This is a genomic window from Pseudomonadota bacterium (assembly GCA_027620075.1).
In the GTDB taxonomy this organism is placed as follows: domain Bacteria; phylum Pseudomonadota; class Alphaproteobacteria; order Rickettsiales; family UBA6187; genus 1-14-0-20-39-49.
Genome location: JAQCEY010000002.1, coordinates 361112 through 378383, shown reverse-complemented (window position 1 = coordinate 378383; position 17272 = coordinate 361112). Strand labels below are relative to the sequence as shown.

At 38.8% G+C, this 17272-nt stretch carries 16 protein-coding genes and 2 tRNA genes; 9 read left to right on the top strand and 9 right to left on the bottom strand.

The features are described 5' to 3' along the window. The first annotated feature begins 29 nt into the window (after positions 1-29). A complete protein-coding gene (locus O2942_04860; GenBank protein MDA0781580.1) occupies positions 30-815 on the top strand; it encodes a prepilin-type N-terminal cleavage/methylation domain-containing protein in 786 nt (261 codons plus the stop codon). Positions 816-835: 20 nt separating this feature from the next. Continuing rightward, positions 836-1630, top strand: coding sequence for a prepilin-type N-terminal cleavage/methylation domain-containing protein (locus O2942_04855; GenBank protein ID MDA0781579.1), 795 nt, complete (start codon positions 836-838; stop codon positions 1628-1630). A 5-nt stretch (positions 1631-1635) separates the two neighbouring features. On the opposite strand, the gene der is transcribed toward O2942_04855, so the two are convergent. The 3 genes from der to O2942_04840 form a co-directional block, all read right to left on the bottom strand. Further along, entirely contained in the window at positions 1636-3000 is a 1365-nt protein-coding gene (der, locus tag O2942_04850) for a ribosome biogenesis GTPase Der (GenBank protein ID MDA0781578.1), read from the bottom strand. 190 nt (positions 3001-3190) lie between these two features. Then, complete coding sequence (locus O2942_04845) at positions 3191-4570, bottom strand: PQQ-binding-like beta-propeller repeat protein (protein ID MDA0781577.1); 1380 nt, start codon at positions 4568-4570, stop codon at positions 3191-3193. Next, complete coding sequence (locus tag O2942_04840) at positions 4563-5234, bottom strand: hypothetical protein (GenBank protein MDA0781576.1); 672 nt, start codon at positions 5232-5234, stop codon at positions 4563-4565. The genes O2942_04845 and O2942_04840 overlap by 8 nt, the downstream gene beginning before the upstream one ends. A gap of 229 nt (positions 5235-5463) precedes the next feature. On the opposite strand from O2942_04840, the gene rplM reads away from it, so the two are divergent. Further along, positions 5464-5934: a 50S ribosomal protein L13 gene (gene rplM / locus O2942_04835; GenBank protein MDA0781575.1), complete on the top strand. Its 471-nt coding sequence runs from the start codon at positions 5464-5466 to the stop codon at positions 5932-5934. After that, a complete protein-coding gene (gene rpsI / locus O2942_04830; protein ID MDA0781574.1) occupies positions 5931-6368 on the top strand; it encodes a 30S ribosomal protein S9 in 438 nt (145 codons plus the stop codon). The genes rplM and rpsI overlap by 4 nt, the downstream gene beginning before the upstream one ends. Positions 6369-6729: 361 nt before the next feature. Here the strand turns inward: rpsI and O2942_04825 are convergent, their stop codons facing one another. The 4 genes from O2942_04825 to O2942_04810 form a co-directional block, all read right to left on the bottom strand. Further along, positions 6730-7524, bottom strand: coding sequence for an exodeoxyribonuclease III (locus O2942_04825; protein ID MDA0781573.1), 795 nt, complete (start codon positions 7522-7524; stop codon positions 6730-6732). After that, on the bottom strand, positions 7525-9318 hold the full coding sequence (locus O2942_04820) for an extracellular solute-binding protein (protein MDA0781572.1): 1794 nt from the start codon (positions 9316-9318) through the stop codon (positions 7525-7527). A gap of 235 nt (positions 9319-9553) precedes the next feature. After that, complete coding sequence (locus O2942_04815; protein MDA0781571.1) at positions 9554-9814, bottom strand: hypothetical protein; 261 nt, start codon at positions 9812-9814, stop codon at positions 9554-9556. A gap of 10 nt (positions 9815-9824) precedes the next feature. Next, the gene (locus O2942_04810) at positions 9825-10343 is read right to left on the bottom strand and encodes a cytochrome c family protein (GenBank protein ID MDA0781570.1); all 519 of its coding nucleotides are present in this window, start codon (positions 10341-10343) and stop codon (positions 9825-9827) included. Positions 10344-10486: 143 nt separating this feature from the next. On the opposite strand from O2942_04810, the gene O2942_04805 reads away from it, so the two are divergent. The 4 genes from O2942_04805 to O2942_04790 all read left to right on the top strand — a co-directional run bounded on the left by O2942_04805 (position 10487) and on the right by O2942_04790 (position 13901). After that, positions 10487-12592: a hypothetical protein gene (locus O2942_04805; GenBank protein MDA0781569.1), complete on the top strand. Its 2106-nt coding sequence runs from the start codon at positions 10487-10489 to the stop codon at positions 12590-12592. Next, positions 12585-13037 carry a hypothetical protein gene (locus tag O2942_04800; protein MDA0781568.1) on the top strand — a complete coding sequence of 151 codons (453 nt, stop codon included), beginning with the start codon at positions 12585-12587 and terminating at the stop codon, positions 13035-13037. Before O2942_04805 ends, O2942_04800 begins: the two co-directional genes overlap by 8 nt. A 59-nt stretch (positions 13038-13096) precedes the next feature. After that, positions 13097-13759 (top strand): hypothetical protein, encoded by a 663-nt coding sequence (locus O2942_04795; protein MDA0781567.1) that lies wholly within the window; start codon positions 13097-13099, stop codon positions 13757-13759. Positions 13760-13825: 66 nt separating this feature from the next. Next, positions 13826-13901, top strand: a tRNA-Ala gene (locus O2942_04790). 139 nt (positions 13902-14040) lie between these two features. Here the strand turns inward: O2942_04790 and O2942_04785 are convergent. Then, a tRNA-Arg gene (locus tag O2942_04785) sits at positions 14041-14117 on the bottom strand. A gap of 59 nt (positions 14118-14176) precedes the next feature. Beyond that, complete coding sequence (gene typA / locus O2942_04780) at positions 14177-15997, bottom strand: translational GTPase TypA (protein MDA0781566.1); 1821 nt, start codon at positions 15995-15997, stop codon at positions 14177-14179. Positions 15998-16384: 387 nt separating this feature from the next. Between typA and O2942_04775 the strand changes: the two genes are divergently transcribed. Continuing rightward, on the top strand, positions 16385-16849 hold the full coding sequence (locus O2942_04775) for a helix-turn-helix transcriptional regulator (protein MDA0781565.1): 465 nt from the start codon (positions 16385-16387) through the stop codon (positions 16847-16849). Positions 16850-17272: the final 423 nt, after the last annotated feature.

Genomic DNA, 17272 nt, shown 5'->3' with positions numbered 1-17272 from the left:
TAATCATTTTGTGGCATAATTTTAAGATTATGCCGTTGCTTTTTAAAAATAATTTAGCTCTAAATAAACAAAAAGGCTTTTCCCTTGTCGAGCTGTCTGTGGTTGTGGCTATTATAGGCGTTATTGTTGCAGCCGTAATCGGTGTAAAGCAGATATATGACTCTGCTAAAATAAGACGCATATCAACGGAAATAACAAGTTACGTATCATCTATAAATACTTTCAAGCAAGAATACGGTTATTGGCCGGGAGACCTTCCGCAAGCTGTTGCGTTTTGGACGGCTACCCCTAAAAGCGGTGTAAATATTACTAACGGAAACGGTGATAATGTTATTACATTAGATGTTTGGCAAAATAATGAGGATTTATATTCGTGGGCGCATTTATCCGGTTCTGAACTTATACCGGAGAGGACTTATTCAGGGCTTGTTTCAGATGCCGGTGTAACTCATTATAATGCCGGTGTTAATATTCCTATATCGGTTGCATTTAAAAATATGGTATTTTCTTTTTTTAGCTTTATTGTAACAGAAGATAATTACATATATAAAGAAATAGGAGGCGTTAAACTAAGGGTTTCGGGGCTTGATAATGTAGGCAGACCTTGGAATAATGCAAATTCATTAGCTGCAAAGCAGGTTCAGGCGATTGATGTAAAAATTGATGACGGAAAGGCGGATTCGGGTAATTTAATTACACATACTGATGTCGGAGGTAGCTGTACAACCGCACCATATAACGCACCGGCAGCAAGCTATAATTTATCAAGTACGGCTAAAGACTGTATAATGGAGTTTTATTTAGATAGGTTTTGATTATAAAAAAAATAAATTATATGAAATTTTATTTACTTAACTTAAAAAATCGTAAAAAACAAAAAGGCTTTTCCCTTGTTGAGCTGTCTGTAGTTGTGGCTATTATAGGTGTTATTGTTGCCGGCGTAATAGGTGGACAGCAGTTATATGATGCCGCCAAGCTAAGGCGTTTATCAACTGAAATTATTCAATATACGTCTGCTATAAATACATTTAAGGAAGAATATGGTTATTGGCCTGGCGACTTTCCTCAGGCTACATCGTTTTGGACTACAGCAGGTGGTGTGACTATAACAAACGGAGATGGGGACGGAAGAGTTAGGCTGATATCAAAACAAAATGGCGAAGACTTATATGCTTGGGCGCATCTTACCGGATCAGAGCTTATTCCTGCTCAGTTTAGCGGTGTGGTAGCGGATGTAGGTAATATACATTTTGATACGGGTGTTAATATACCGAGTTCGCAACCTTACGGTAATATTAGTTTTACATTTTATAGTGTTACCGGTAGTCCTCCTAGTGAGGATCAGGAGCTTAGATATTTAAAGCATTATGGTACAAAGCTTAGGATCGGTATAGTCAATGATAGTACCGGCGGTATATGGGCAGGTACTAATAGTCTTAATGCTAGGCAAGCTAAATCTGTGGATGACAAAATTGACGATGGTGATGCAGATTCAGGTAATTTAATAACACACCGTATACAGGCTCTAGGTGGTTGTGCCACTGCAGACCATCTTTCTAATGTCGCTGATTACGATTTAGATAGCCCGCTTGATAGTTGTATAATAGAGTGGTATTTGGATAAATTATAGATTTATCACTTCTTTTTTTCATAAGGATTTTCATTCTTACGGAACATTACCCTAAGAGGCACTCCCGGCATTGAAAAATCGTCCCTTAAAGAGTTCTCGATATATCGTTTATAACTTGCAGGTAAATCTTCAGGACGGTTTATAAATACCGTAAATGTAGGGGGGCGGGTATTGCCTTGGGTCATATATTTAAGGCGGATACGTTTTTTGTTTTTAGCAAGGGGAGGGAGGTGCTTACTTTCGGCTTCCCTTAGCCAATCATTCAATTTTGAAGTGGTGATACGCTTGTTCCATACATTATATGCTTCCAAGGCTGACTTCATAACCTTTTCAACATTCTCACCATTTAAAGCTGAAATGGTTATCAGGCTAACCCCTTTGATTTGCGGTAATAATTCATCAGCTTTATACTTTAATTCTTTTAGGGTTGCAGCTTTATCTTCGACCAAGTCCCACTTATTTAAGGCTATAACTACGGCACGCCCTTCGTTGGCGATGGTTTCTGCGATATGCAGGTCTTGTTTTTCAAAAGGCATAGTGGCATCTATCATCAATATTGCCACATGGGCATAACGTAACGCACGCAGTGAATCGGCTACGGATAGTTTTTCCAGCTTTTTCTGTACGTTGGATTTTCGTCTGATACCCGCCGTATCAATCAGCCTGATATTTTTACCTTCAAACTGCCAGTCTATAGATATTGAATCACGGGTAATTCCTGCCTCAGGTCCTGTCAATACACGGTTTTCGCCGTATAAACTGTTAAGATATGTAGACTTTCCCGTATTTGGTCTGCCGACTATCGCTACCTGAATGAATTTATCTCCGTCTTCAGCTTCTTTTGTGATTTCCAGTTCACCTATTTCATAATCATACTGTGCCTTATATGGAGCAATTGCTTCATATAGGTCTGCCATTCCTTCATTATGCTCGGCAGATATAGGAACTATATCCCTAAAACCCAGCCCGTATGATTCGTTGAGTCCGAATTCACCTTGAGAACCTTCGCATTTATTTACTATAAGGATAATTGACTTGTGAATCTTTCTCAGCCAGTTGGCAAAGAACTTGTCATCGGGAGTTAAGCCGGCTCTTCCATCTATTACCATTAAACATAAGTCGGAGTCTTCTACCGCTTGCCGAGTCTGTTTTAGCATACGTGTTTCAAGAGCATCTTCTTCCGCTTCCTCAAGACCTGCCGTATCTATTACCCTAAATTCCATGTCACCGATTCTGGCAGCTCCTTCACGCCTGTCACGTGTTACTCCCGGTCTGTCATCAACAAGTGCATGTTTTTTACCTGAAAGGCGGTTAAATAGAGTGGATTTGCCAACGTTAGGTCTTCCTATTATACAAGCTGTAAATGACATGGTTAATGGTACTTCTTATTTTTTGTTACACTTCGTCATTTGTCGGTTCATGTAGTATTTCCATACATCGCCTTAAATTAATCGTGTAATAATAAGCGGAAAAACTATAGTACCGATATAAATCGGAAAAGGTGTTTATATACCAAATTTATTACTATAGCAATATGAAGTTTTATATAATAAAAGCTGATTATTGGGGTTGCACGTATTTTTCGGTTAGTGATTTTCTACCCGCTTTATCAATATATTTATAAACGACCAACTTGCCGTTTCCTGTAATCATATATAAGGAATTATATGCTACTACAGGTGGGTGGGAAATGCCCGAAAGCACTTTTGTAACATCTATGATATCACCGTTTAGAGGTGATAAAGATAATAACTCTCCGTGATAACCGACAATTAGCAACCTATCTTGAGCTAAAACCGGTCCGGTCCAGTAATATCGCCCTACTTTTCTTTTAGGCTTTTCATATTCGGGTAGTTGCTTTATCCATGCAATACCGCCTATTTTCGTGTTTATAGCGATTAACATGTTTTCATCGTTTATCAGGTATATTATATTGTCTGCATACCAAAGGTTTTTGCCGCCGCCGACCTCGATATCCCACAATCTGTAACCGCCGAATGTCTCATATGCTGCAAGAACACCCTGACGGTTAATAGCGAATGTTTTATCGCCTATTACAACCGGTGTCGCATCAATATCCACAAAGGAGCCGCTTTTTAAATCCGATACGGTAGATAGAGAGTCAAACCATAATATGTTGCCGTTTTCTATATTCAGTGCGTATAACTCACCCGAAGAATATGACGCAAATACCAGATTTTTATATGCTACGGGAGATGCCGTACCTAAAACGCTTATTTCCTCGGTCGTACCGTTGTGCGTCCATAAAATAGCACCGTCCTTGATATCTAACGCATATAGCTTATTTTCTGCCGTGCTTATAAGTAATATGCCGTTATGGGCATCGGGTGCAGAGCGGGCAACGCCGTTAATATTGCGGTTCCATAATAATTTACCCGATTCGGCATTAAGTGCTATGACTTTATTAAAACCGGTCGATATGTATAGATGTCCTTCATAGTAAAGCATTCCGGCACTTGAGAAATTTCCGCTTTTTTTATCAACTTCTATTTCGTATTTCCAAAATTCACTTCGTATATCATTTGCATCAAACGCAGTTACTACACCATCGTTGTCTATAGTAAATATCTTGTTCTCGGCTATAACGGGTGAAATAGTATATTTTACGGATTTCGGCGTGCCTTTTCCTATTGACTCTATAGCACGAAAGTTGAACTCAAGAGGGGCTTCGATATTTTCAGGGGTTAGGGAGTCATAACCATGGCTTTTAGACCATTTGTTGTTAAAGCGTGTTTTAGGTAGCTTTGGGGGTGTGAGAGCCGCCTCAGAATCAACCTTTATATTACTTTCGGCTTTTAAAATAGAGACCCTGTCTTCTTTATTGCCGTATATCTCTTCGTTTTTTCCTAAATTAGGAAAATAGCTACACGCATTAACCGATAATAACAATACCGTTAATAATAAAAATCTACTAACCATTTGTATCTTCAGATTCTATATTGATTGCATTAACCATTTCATTTGCCCTGCTCCTCATTGTTGCGGGAGTGGCTTCCTCTTCACTTAATTCTGTGAAAAGTTTTTTTGCATCATTATATTGTAAGCTCTCGTACAAAGCAAACGCCAGCATTTCTTTTGCGGAATATCTGAAAGGTCCGTTTGACTTAGAGATGTCCTCAAGTCTGTTAATAAGCGATATATCGTTTTGTTCGCTAAACTCTATTGCGTTCCTTAAATATAATATTTCAGCAAGCTCCCTGAACTCAATGGGGTATGAATTGTTTTCCGAAATATCCTTATAAAGCTGTATTGCTAAATCGTTTTTACCGGCCTTATCAAGTAAAGCAGCCTTACGTATATCGGCAATTGCCGATATATTCGTATCCGAGTTTTTTGCGATATTATCATATGCGTCAATAGATTTATCCGGCTCGTTAATAGATTCCTTTACATATGCCGAATAAAGCTCGGTACCCAAATTCTCATATTTAGACTTTTTGTAGCTTTTATAAAAAACATTACCGGCAGTTACCGCTATTGTTAAAATGATACCGCCGATGATGTAAGTGCCTGTATCCTGCCATAGTTTAGTAAGCCTTTCCTGCTTTATATCTTCCTTAATTTCATCAATCAAATCAGGCATTAAAATAACTCCAAAATTACTAACCTTAAAAATAATATACCACCTGAGCATATTTTATTTTTTTTGTAAAGTCTAACTGTTTACAAGATTAACGGTATATAAAATTTTATATTAACCATAAAGTTAAACTAATACTAATTTTTCATTGACAAATAGTGTGTATATGGCTTATATATCTCCCTCTTTATAAGTGTAAGCTTAGGAAACATTAGAAAAAAGTAGATATAAAATGACAACTTATAGTGCAAAACCATCTGAAATTGAAAGAAAATGGTATGTTATTGATGCCGAAGATCTGGTTTTGGGGCGGCTGGCTTCAAAAGCTTCTATGATACTTCGCGGCAAACACAAGCCTACATACACTCCGAGCATTGATTGCGGTGACCATGTTATAATTATAAATGCCGAAAAAGTTCACCTTACGGGTAAGAAATACGAGGGTAAGAAATATTTCTGGCATACCGGATACCCGGGCGGTATTAAAGAAAGAAACGTTCGTAAGACTATCGAAGGGAAATATCCTGAGCGTGTTGTCGGCAAGGCTATCGAAAGAATGATTTCAAGAAGTCCTTTAGGGCGTGAACAAATGTCAAAATTACATATCTATAAAGGTTCTGAGCATCCTCACGCAGGTCAGAAACCTGAAATATTGGATTTTGGTTCTCAAAACAGAAAAAACAAAAAGAGTGAAGCAGCATGACAGAACAATTGTTAGTACAAGAAGATCGTAAGCCTGAGATAGATAAACTTGGTCGTTCTTACGCTACGGGTCGTAGGAAGAAATCTTCTGCAAGAGTTTGGATACAAAAAGGTAACGGTAAAATTACTATCAACGGTAAAGATGCTGAAATTTACTTCGGTCGTCCGGTACTTCGTATGGTTATAGGTCAGGTTTTTGATACGACCAATACCAACGGTGAAATAGATGTTGTGTGTTCTGTAAAAGGCGGTGGTCTTTCAGGTCAGGCCGGAGCTATCTTACACGGTATTGCAAGGGCTTTGGATAAATATAACCCCGAGTTCCACTCGGTATTGCGTAAGGGTGGTTTCCTTACTCGTGACAGCCGTGCTGTTGAGCGTAAGAAGCCGGGTCGTCCAAAAGCAAGAAAGAGCTTCCAGTTCTCCAAGCGTTAATCGAATATTATATTTTCAAAAAAAAGCCTCATTTTATGGGGCTTTTTTTATGGTTAAGAGAAAATATTATATACACGTCATTACCCGAATTTGCGGAGCAAATTATAGGGTAATCTTATTTAAATTAGAGATACCAGCACAAGGCGTGTGTGACAAACACTTGTGAGTTTTCTACCCCTCACAAAAACACTTTGTGTTTTTAACCCTCCCTCAAGGGGAGAGTAGTTTTTGGACTTTTACAGAGGCTTCTATAGAGATTTTACAATCGATACGCCGAGCGGTGTTGGCGTATGACGGTAATAAACGAAATGTTGTATATCTTAGACACTATGGTCAGGCCATAGTATGACGGGCATTTGCATTAAATACTTGTTTTTAATTTGCACCACACAGGCGTATGGTCTGACGGTTTATCTTTGGTGCGTGGTTCAAGATAGACATCGGAACTAACCATTATATCGGCAGCTTCAGGTGATAATAAAAGATGGTCTATACGCATACCTTTATTTTGCTGCCATGCACCTGCACGGTAATCCCACCAGCTAAATTGTTCTTTATTTTCATTTGCCGCCCTATATGCGTCAGTCAGCCCCAGTCCTTCGAGTGTACGGAATTTCTTGCGTTCATCTATGTGGAAGCATGTCGTTCCATCTAAAGCCTTGGGGTCGTAAACATCAATGGGGGAGGGGGCAACGTTATAATCACCACCTATAACCAGCACTTCTTCATATTTCAAAAGCTCTTTTGCATGGGCATAAAGGCGGTCAAAGAATCGCATTTTATACTGAAATTTTTCCGAGTCGGGTGTCTGACCGTTGGGAACATAAACCGAAGCAACCCTTATTGCCTTGTTCTCTAATGAAATAACCGCTTCTATGTACCTTGCCTGCTCATCATCTTCATCGCCCGGTAGTTGTTTTACAACATCTTCAATCGGGAACTTTGAAAGTATGGCTACTCCGTTATAGGTTTTCTGACCATGTACGGCAGTATTATAGCCGCAATCCTCCACTTCCATATAGGGGAACTTGTCGGTCATACATTTTAACTCCTGTAGTAATAATATGTCAGGTGCTTCGTCACTCCTCAAATATTCAACAAGATGCTCTATCCTTGTTTTTACGGAATTAACGTTCCATGTCGCTATTTTTACCATTTAAGATTCCTTATTTTGCAGCTTATTAAGTTTTTCTTCTTTTTCTTTATCTATCCACCATGTATCGGGGAAGCCAAGGGAATATGGCGGAGTAATTTTAGGTCGCCCGAACCTGTTCCAATAAATAACACGATGCGTTCTTGAATGCCATTGCGGAATAGCATAGTAATTCCATTGCAATATCCTATCAAGTGCCTTAGCCGCATTTATTAGTTCAGGCTTTGTTTTTGCAGATGTTATATGCTTTATCATAGCGTCAACGGCTTCGTTCTTTATCCCTATAAGATTTTGGCTTCCCTTTACATCGGCAGTCGAAGAGTCCCAGTAATTTATCTGTTCGTTACCCGGAGCCGCCCCTTGCACGAACCACTTAACCATAATATCAAAATCAAATTCTTCCATACGCTTTATATATTGGGAGGTATCTACGGTGCGTATAGTACTTTCAATGCCAAGCTTTTTCAGGCTTCTTATAAACGGGGCAACAACCCTTTCAAAAGAAGGTGATACAAGCAGGAATTCTATATTGACAGGCTCGCCCGTATTCGGGTTTATCCTTTTCATGTCGTTTAATACCCAGCCTTCATCATCTAGAAGCTTTTGGGCTTTTAGAAGGTTTTGGCGATGTCCAAGCTCACCATCTGAAACAGGAGGGTTATATTCTTCTGTAAATACTTCCTTAGGCAATATGTCCCTGTATGGTTCCAGCAATTTCAACTCACCGTCACTTGGCAGCCCTTTTGCTTCGAATTCCGAATTGCCGAAAAAACTACGATTTCTTGCATATGCACCATAGAATAGCTGCTTATTTGCCCATTCAAAATCATATGCGTATTGCAGTGCTTTCCTCACCTTTATATTGGCAAAGTCCGAACGTCTGGTATTGAAAATAAAGCTCTGCATACCTGTAGGCTTGCCGTCGGGTAGTTCTTCCTTAATCATACGCCCGTCTTCTACCTGCCTGATATTATAGGCATTTGACCATGTTTTTGATATGTTCTCCCGACGAAAATCATATTCACCTGCTTTTAATGCTTCAACCGCTACGGTTGCGTCACGGTAATAATCTATCCTTATTATATCGAAATTGTTGTGACCGACATTTACAGGTAAATCCTTTGCCCAGTAGTCTTTAACTCTTTCATAGGTAATTGAGCGTCCGGCATCTATGCTCTTTATTTTATATGCACCGCTGCCAAGTGGAAAATCAAGCGTGCCTTTTTCGAAGTCATTTTCAGTATAATATTTCTTCGAAATTATAGGAAGTTGACCGATTATCAACGGTAACTCCCTGTTATTTGGGTCTGAGATGTTGAATTTTACTTTATGCGTACCGAGTTTTTCTGCCGATTCAAAATCCCGATAGTAAGATTTATATTGCGGGTGTCCTTTTGTTGTTATGGTTTCAAATGAGAAAACGACATCATCTGCGGTAATGGGTGTTCCATCGTGCCATCCGGCATTTTTTCTTAAATTGAATATTACATAATCACCGTTTTGTGAAATTTCCGCCGATTCGGCAATTAACCCATATTCAGACGCACTTTCATCGGCAGAGCTTTTCATAAGTGTATCGAATATCATTTCAATGCCTTCGGCAGGAACTCCCTTGATGACATACGGATTTAAGCTGTCATATGTTCCGATGGCGGCTATTTTTACTTCGCCGCCTTTGGGTGCATCGGGGTTAATATAGTCAAAATGTTTAAAATCCTTCGGGTATTTCAAATCGCCGAAAATTGATATTCCGTGTGAAGTTTTACTTTCAGCGTAACCTATGCCGTTGAAAAACATTAGAAATATTATAAGTAATGCGGATAACCTTATCATTTTTTTATGAAACTATCTGTTTTTTTATATGATATAAATTATCATATATACAATAAAATAAAATGGCATAAAAAATCTTAGAAATAAGCAGATTTTCTATAGTGATTTAAAATAACTTCCGTACCGCAGGTTTAAAGAAGATCCTCGCACTTAGGCGAGGATGGCATTAATAGGTGGAAGTTAATTTTAAGGACTATAATTACCGAAAGTTCTCAACATTAGTCTTGCGGTCTACTAAGTCAACAAACCTATTGCTTGCTTTTACAGTCTCTAAGTCCGAAAAATTGTTTTTTTCACTCTTATACAGAACGTAAGAACCGAATAAGCCGTCTGTGAGAGCTTCATTTAGCTCTTTTTCGTCTTCAGTGTGGGAATCTACTAACTTACTAATTTTATTTAATTCTTTGTTTTCCGACAGGTTGTTATTTGAAATAACGCCTTTTTTGTATTTTTTAACCATTTTAAGTATTTTAATTGCTTTCCATATATTTAATTACGTTAGCTATTTGCTCGGGTTTTTTAATTCCTGCAAAGCTCATTTTTGTTCCGCTAGCGTATTTTCTAGGTTTTTTTAGGAATGCGAACAGCTCATCATATGTCCATGTTTTACCGACGGCTTTTAAAGCGTCAGAATATGCATAACCTTCCTTACTTGCTTGTTTTGCATTAACGACACCTGCTAAATTAGGTCCTAGTTTATGAGCTCCACCTTGCTCAGGAGTATGGCAGCTAACACATTGTTTGAAAACTTTCTGCCCCTCTTCAACACTTGCGGCAGCCATAAGAGCGGGGATATCTATTACTTCTTCTACGGTTTCGGCGGTTTCTTCGCCTTCGCTTCCGGCTTCGGCAACTTCTACCTGAAACCCTCTTTTCTCAGGCTCCGTTACAGGGTGGTATAGACCGTTAGCTATTTTTCCGCATATTAAGGCTATTAAGCCGGCTACGATAATTGATGCTAAAATCTTATTATTTTCTAAGTCTTTCATGAGTATAGTACCCGCAAATTTATTTTCAATCACCCGTGTATATAAACCCATACGAACATTTAATCAATAAAAAATCTTGAGGTTAAACGCCTTATAACCTTATATTGTTAATTGCGGTCAATTATGAGGTAAATTGAATTAAAATGAAAAAAATATCTGAAAACATTAATGTATCTAATGAGTTATACGATTTTGTCAGTGAAATCTGTCAGGAAAGAGAACTGAAAGTTGAAAGCATATTTGAATATCTTGCAAAGCTGACAAGGGAATTTTCAGCCCCAAATAACGAACTTTTGAAAAAAAGGGACGAATTGCAAGAGCAGATAGACTCATTTTTTAAGGAACAACAAGGCTCTATTCCAACTTCTAAAGTTGTAAGAAAGCTCGAAGATATAGGATTTATTGAAAATTCAGATGGTAACAAGAATGTCTCATCTATTGGAATTGCCGAGGAATTAAACCCCATGGCAGGACCACAGCTTGTAGTTCCTGCCGATAAGGTCAATATGGTGTTAAATGCTGCTAACGCCAGATGGCAAAGTTTATATAGCAGCCTGTACACTTCAAATATAATTGATGAAAAAACAGAAGATAAAGAGCGTGAGGCTGAGGTTATCGGCTATACAAACGGATTCCTTGATAAAATCGTAAAATTTGAAAATAATATGGGTTGGAGCGATATAGAAAGCTTCGTGTATGATAAAACAAATAATTTATTAGTTGCAAAAAAATCCGATGATGAGGCTATAAACTTTACTAGCGATAAGCTTATAGGCATAACTTTGGAAGGAGAGCAGATAACGTCGATTCTGCTGGAAAATAACGGTCTGAAAATTGAATTGCTCATAGGCGAGAATAAAATCAAGGACGTTATCGTAGAGTCGGCGATTACCTATATAATTGATTTGGAGGATGCTTCGGTTTCGACTCCTGAAAATAAATATGAGGCTTACAGGATATTAAAAGGCATTCATGACGGCGACCTTCAATGCGAGGTTAGGGGAAAGACGCGCAAAATAAATAAAGACACAAAATATCTATGTGTAAAGACCAAGCGGGAAAAAACCTTAAAAAGGAGTTCATTAGCGTTAGTTCGTGATGTAGGTTCTCACATGATAGCCGATAAAAATATTATCACGGTTGACGGTAATACCATACCTGAAAAGATACTGGATTGCTTCATAACAAGTTTAATAGGCTATAGATACCATGTAGCCCCTAAAATGCACGGCAGGGAGGAAGTTGAGCTTAATGTAAAATTATTTGACCGTATAAATCAAATGTTGGGATTGCCTGAAAACGCAAATAAAATAGGCATTATGAATGAGGAAATGCGTACTAATGCCCAGCTTGCCGCATGCATAGATGAGGCTAAGGATATAATATTCTTTACTAATACGGGTTTTCTTGATTATACGGGTAGTTTTATTGATCTTATGATGCATCAGGGGGCAATAGCTCCATACAGGCAGTTGCCTTCAAAATTATACAAGACCTCATATGAGCTGCATAACGTTAATATCAGCCTGAAAATGAACGTACCTCAGATAGGGGCGGGAATGTGGGCAGCTATAAAAGATATGAAAGGATTGCTAAAAAGCAAGGAACAGCAGGTAAAGGGGCTTACCGATACAGGGTGGTCGCCATCACCTATGGCGGCAGGAATCCATGCCATGGCGTTCCATATATTCGGCAATGTACGTCAAATGCAGGAAGGGTACAGAAAAAATATCAAGCAGGTTAATATTAAAGATTTGTTTGATTTTCCGGCAGCAAATCTTGATGAGCTAAGTAGGGGTGAAATTATTGAGAATCTTGATTTTGCCGTTCACGGTCTACTTGCCTATGCCGAGCCATGGGTAAGAAGGGGAATAGGCTGTTCGGGAGTGAAGGAGCTATCGGGCGACCCGTTAATGGAAGATAGGGCAACGGCAAGAATTAAAGCCGCATTTGTAAGAAACTGGCTGCTGCATGGTGTGGTGAATGAGGATACGGTTAAAGACAGCATTATCCGTATGGCTAAACTGGTAGATGAACAAAATTCCGACGATGAAGAATATAAAGCATTGGTAGATGATGCTTTGTTAAATAATAATTGGAATAATATCCAAGAGCCAGTAAAAGCTGTTTATGATGTTGTGTTCAACCCTGACGGTTTGAAGGCATCGTATGTTGAGCCGTATTTTTATCCGGCTAACAGAAGGGCAAATTTGAATAACTATGATTTAAATGAGGCAAGCAGTGGTTAAAAGGAAATTTTTTACCTTAGCTTTAATTATTATTGCATTGATAATAAATAATAATTCTTACGCACAAAAGGTAGAACGAGGTATGGGCGGAGGTTTCCTCTACCATCTGTTTGCCGCACCGGAGCCTGATTTTGAGTTTGAAAATATAGATGAGATTAAAGAATATATGACTCCTGATTTGCCCGTGCAAAATAAAGAGGAGTTTATTAAACTGGCTTTGACTAACAAAAACATTCAAGGCCATATATTTTTGTCAGTTTCTGATTCTCACAAAGATTTGGGTTGGAAGGTTTTTGTTGATAAAAAAGAGGGCGGGTGGCTCATAAAGATGCGCTCTAAAATGACCGTTCCCGAATATAGATGTTATTTCGGTATTAATGAAAACGGTGAGGAAGTCGATTTGCTTACCTCCTATAAAGGGTGTAAGTACTATTCTAATAAATAATTTTGTCTTGGCATCGGATGATAGGTGGTATATCTTTTTATAAAAAAATCGGAGGTATTATGAAAGTTGCATATTCGTTCTTTGTTCTTGTTATGATAGCATTAGCGTGCATACTAAGTGTGATACACTATAACAAAACCAATCAGGAAGTGGCTGTTTATACGCCTATGGCAATGGAGTCCGTTGCCTCCGAACAAACGGTAAAAAAGAGTGATATATCCGATATATTGTCAAAAGCCGATAATGAATATATTTCTGACAATAAGTTCAAATCAGTTGATAAATTAAATGAGGCAATTGCCTATATAAGGCAAAAGCAGTCTGAAGATTTAAAAGAATTTCTGCCTAAAGAAGTTGTCGGATGGGAACTGAGAACCGAGGTAATCGAGCCTGAGGAGGAGGGGTATATATCAGGTCAGGCGGTTGCCTCGCAGGAATTTGTAAGCGATGATAAGTTAATAAAAATATCTATAGTTGTAGGTTCAAATCTTAACAACGAGATATATGAACTTGCTACTTTAAATGACGGTAGCGGCGGAGTAGGGGAGTATAACGGTTATATAACCAAGTTCTATCGTAGTCCGCAGAATAACAAGCTCGTTATTGCCGTAGGCAAAGATGCGGTTCTGGAAGTTGAAGGGTTTAAGCTGTCTCACTCGGACGCATTAAAAATAGCAGATTCAGTCAATCTTGCCGATATACTTTCATATACAAATAAATAAGCACTTATTTGTAAAGTTTTGCTTGTTTCTTTAATAAAAAGATATTAATAAAATACCCTTCCCCATGGGGCCATAGCTCATCCGGTAGAGCGCAACGCTGGCAGCGTTGAGGTGGTCGGTTCGAGTCCGACTGGCTCCACCATAACACAATTATCGTTAATCAAAGCTCGGTAAAGCCCGAATGGCAGCGTGTTAACGGAGGTCTTTGGAAGCAATTAAACCGGATAAGTGTTGATATGTAGAGAAAACCGGACTTTAGTAGACGTTAAAATAAGAGCAAATGGTGCACCCGAGAGGATTCGAACCTCTAACCGCTTGATTCGTAGTCAAGTACTCTATCCAGTTGAGCTACGGGTGCTTATTTTGAGGGCATATTAATAAGGTATTTTACGTCAATTACAAGTAATTTTTGCCCGATTAACCTGCCTTTTTCTCACGCATTGCTTTTTTACGGGCGTTAGGGTCGAGTAGACGCTTTCTTAACCTTAAATTTTTCGGCGTTACTTCAACCAGTTCATCATCACCGATATAAGATATCATTTCTTCTAACGTATGTTTTTTAGGAGGAGTCAGCCTTATAGCCTCATCGGTTCCTGATGCCCTTACGTTGGTAAGCTGTTTACCTTTTAATATATTTACGTCCAGATCGTTATCACGGCTATTCTCACCCACTATCATTCCCTCGTAAACTTTTTCCTGAGGTTTGACAAATATTACACCACGTTCTTGCAGATTAAATATAGCATATGCAACCGCCTCTCCCTGTCCTGTAGATATCAAAGCACCGTTACGGCGTGATTCGATTTCGCCTTTATACGGCTCATGTGAGTGGTATAGTCGGTTCATAACGCCGGTACCTTTGGTGTCTGTCATGAATTCCCCCTGATAACCGATAAGACCACGTGAAGGTGCGTGGAACACTATGCGAGTCTTGCCGCCGCCTGACGGTCGCATGTCAACCATTTTACCTTTTCTCAAGCTTACTTTTTCAACAACCGTTCCTGAAAACTCGTCATCAACATCAACAACCACTTCTTCAATAGGCTCTAATTTCTTGCCGTTTTCTTCTTTAAATAGCACCCTTGGTCTTGAAACGGAAAGTTCAAAACCCTCACGCCTCATTGTTTCTATCAAAACACCAAGCTGCAACTCGCCCCTTCCGCCAACTTCATAAGCCTCACCGCCGGTTGTTTCGTTAACGGTAATAGCTACATTTGTCTCAGCTTCGGCAAATAAACGGTCACGTATCATACGGGAAGTTACTTTGGAACCTTCCTGACCGGCAAACGGAGAGTCATTCACTCCGATGGTTATCGCCATAGTAGGAGGGTCGATAGGAGTGGATTGAATCGGCTTTGATATGGAAATGTCACCGATTGTATCGGCAACTGAAGCTTCTTCCATTCCCGCTATAGATATAATGTCACCTGCATTGGCAGAATCAACCGGAACACGGTGTACCCCTATGAATGACTGTAATTTAGTAAGTCTGCCCTGCTCAACAACTTCACCTTCCAGATTGATTGCTTTTACAGGCATGTTTATCTTTGCTTTACCGCTAACAATACGCCCTGTAAGGATACGTCCCAAGAAAGGGTCTGATTCAAGAAGTGTTACCAGCATTGAAAAAGGAGCGTTCAAATCAACATCAGGCTCTTTAACATGCTTTAATACCAACTCCAGCATAGGTGTAAGGTCTTTGCGTTCATCATTTAATTCAGTTGTACACCAGCCGTTACGACCTGAGGCATATAATATAGGGAAGTCAAGCTGCTCTTCATTGGCATCTAGTGCTGCAAACAGGTCGAAAACCTCATTAACTACTTCATCGGGACGACCGTCCGGGCGATCAACTTTATTTATAACAACTATCGGTTTTAAACCCTGTGCAAGTGCTTTTGAAAGTACGAACTTTGTCTGAGGCATAGGACCTTCGGCAGCGTCGGTTAAAAGTATAACTCCGTCCGCCATTGACAATACACGCTCAACTTCTCCTCCGAAGTCGGCGTGTCCGGGAGTGTCTATGATATTAATTCGTGTATCTTTCCAATTAATGGAGGTACATTTTGCAAGTATTGTTATGCCACGTTCTTTTTCAAGGTCGTTACTATCCATAACACGTTCTTGCACGTTCTCATTTTCTCTAAAAGTGCCGCTTTGCTTCAAAAGGTTGTCAATAAGTGTGGTTTTGCCGTGGTCAACGTGTGCAATGATTGCAATATTGCGAATCTGAGTCATAAAAATTCCATAAGATAATTTCAAGAACAGCCTTATACAGCAAGTGACCGAAAAATACAACATGCTTTCTAATTAATCGGCAATTTTATGAATGTTTTTAAGTGTTTTAGATGAGATGCTATTAACATTGTCTTGTAAGGTTTTATTTTTTAACCTTATATTCCATTGCGGAGTAGGCATATTCGGAATATTTTTTTCATTAATGTAAGGTTTTGATAAATATTGCTTTTTTCGATAATTGTGCAGCTTTGACGTGTGGTTGAGCGAGTATTTCCTTGCTCAACCGTGTGGTTAGGTAGTTAAATTAGTCTATTAAGAATTAATTTTTTAGTGTATCTGTTAATTTCTTAAGGGTTTTGAAGAGTTAAATATAAAGTTTGTAAAATTATGGTTCCGCATCCGGTAGATATTCATGTAGGTAAACGACTTAGAGCAAGAAGGACTATTCTTGGTATGAGTCAGGAAGATATTGGTGATTCTGTTGGCATAACTTTTCAACAGGTTCAAAAATATGAAAGAGGTTTAAATAGAATCGGCTCCAGCCGTTTATACGAATTTTCATGTTTGCTGGGCGTGGGCATTTCTTATTTTTTTGAAGACCTTGACGAAAGTAATTCTAGAAAAAACAGCTCTTTAGCAGACGGTGATTTTTTGTTTGAACATGAAAAGTTCAATAACAAGGAGTTAATGGCTCTTGTTAAGGCTTATCAATCTATAGCGGATATAAAACTCAGGAAAAAAGTATTATCTTTGGTAAAAGCTATAGCCGCTTCCGAATCGGATAGTAAAAAAAACGAAGATACGAAAAGTGATTTAAAAGAAGAAAAGCAAGAAAGCTGCGTCACCGCTTAGTTTTAATCGGAGAATCATAAGATTGAGCTTGGATAAGCAGGTCAAAGACTGCGTATGCCGAGTATTATAGAACCATTTGCAAAAGGTTAAAGTTCAAATATTGGTTCCTTCTCCCTTTGGGACAAGGTTAGGAAGAGGGAGGGGTGTTTCAACAAAAAACAGCAGCTTGAAATTAAAGCATATGTTGAAAAAATCCTTCACCCACAAATTTGAGTTCTTTTTATCCCCTTTCGTAGGTCTAACAAACACTTGCGAGTTTTTACCCCTCACAAAAACACTTTGTGTTTTTAACTCTCCGGCAAGGGGAGAGTAGTTCTTTGACTTTTGCACTATGTTTATCAAACACTCTGCGTTAGTTATTGCCGATTATACTTTTATTTTTTAATGTTATTTGATATATTCGAAAACTCTTAAAATATATTA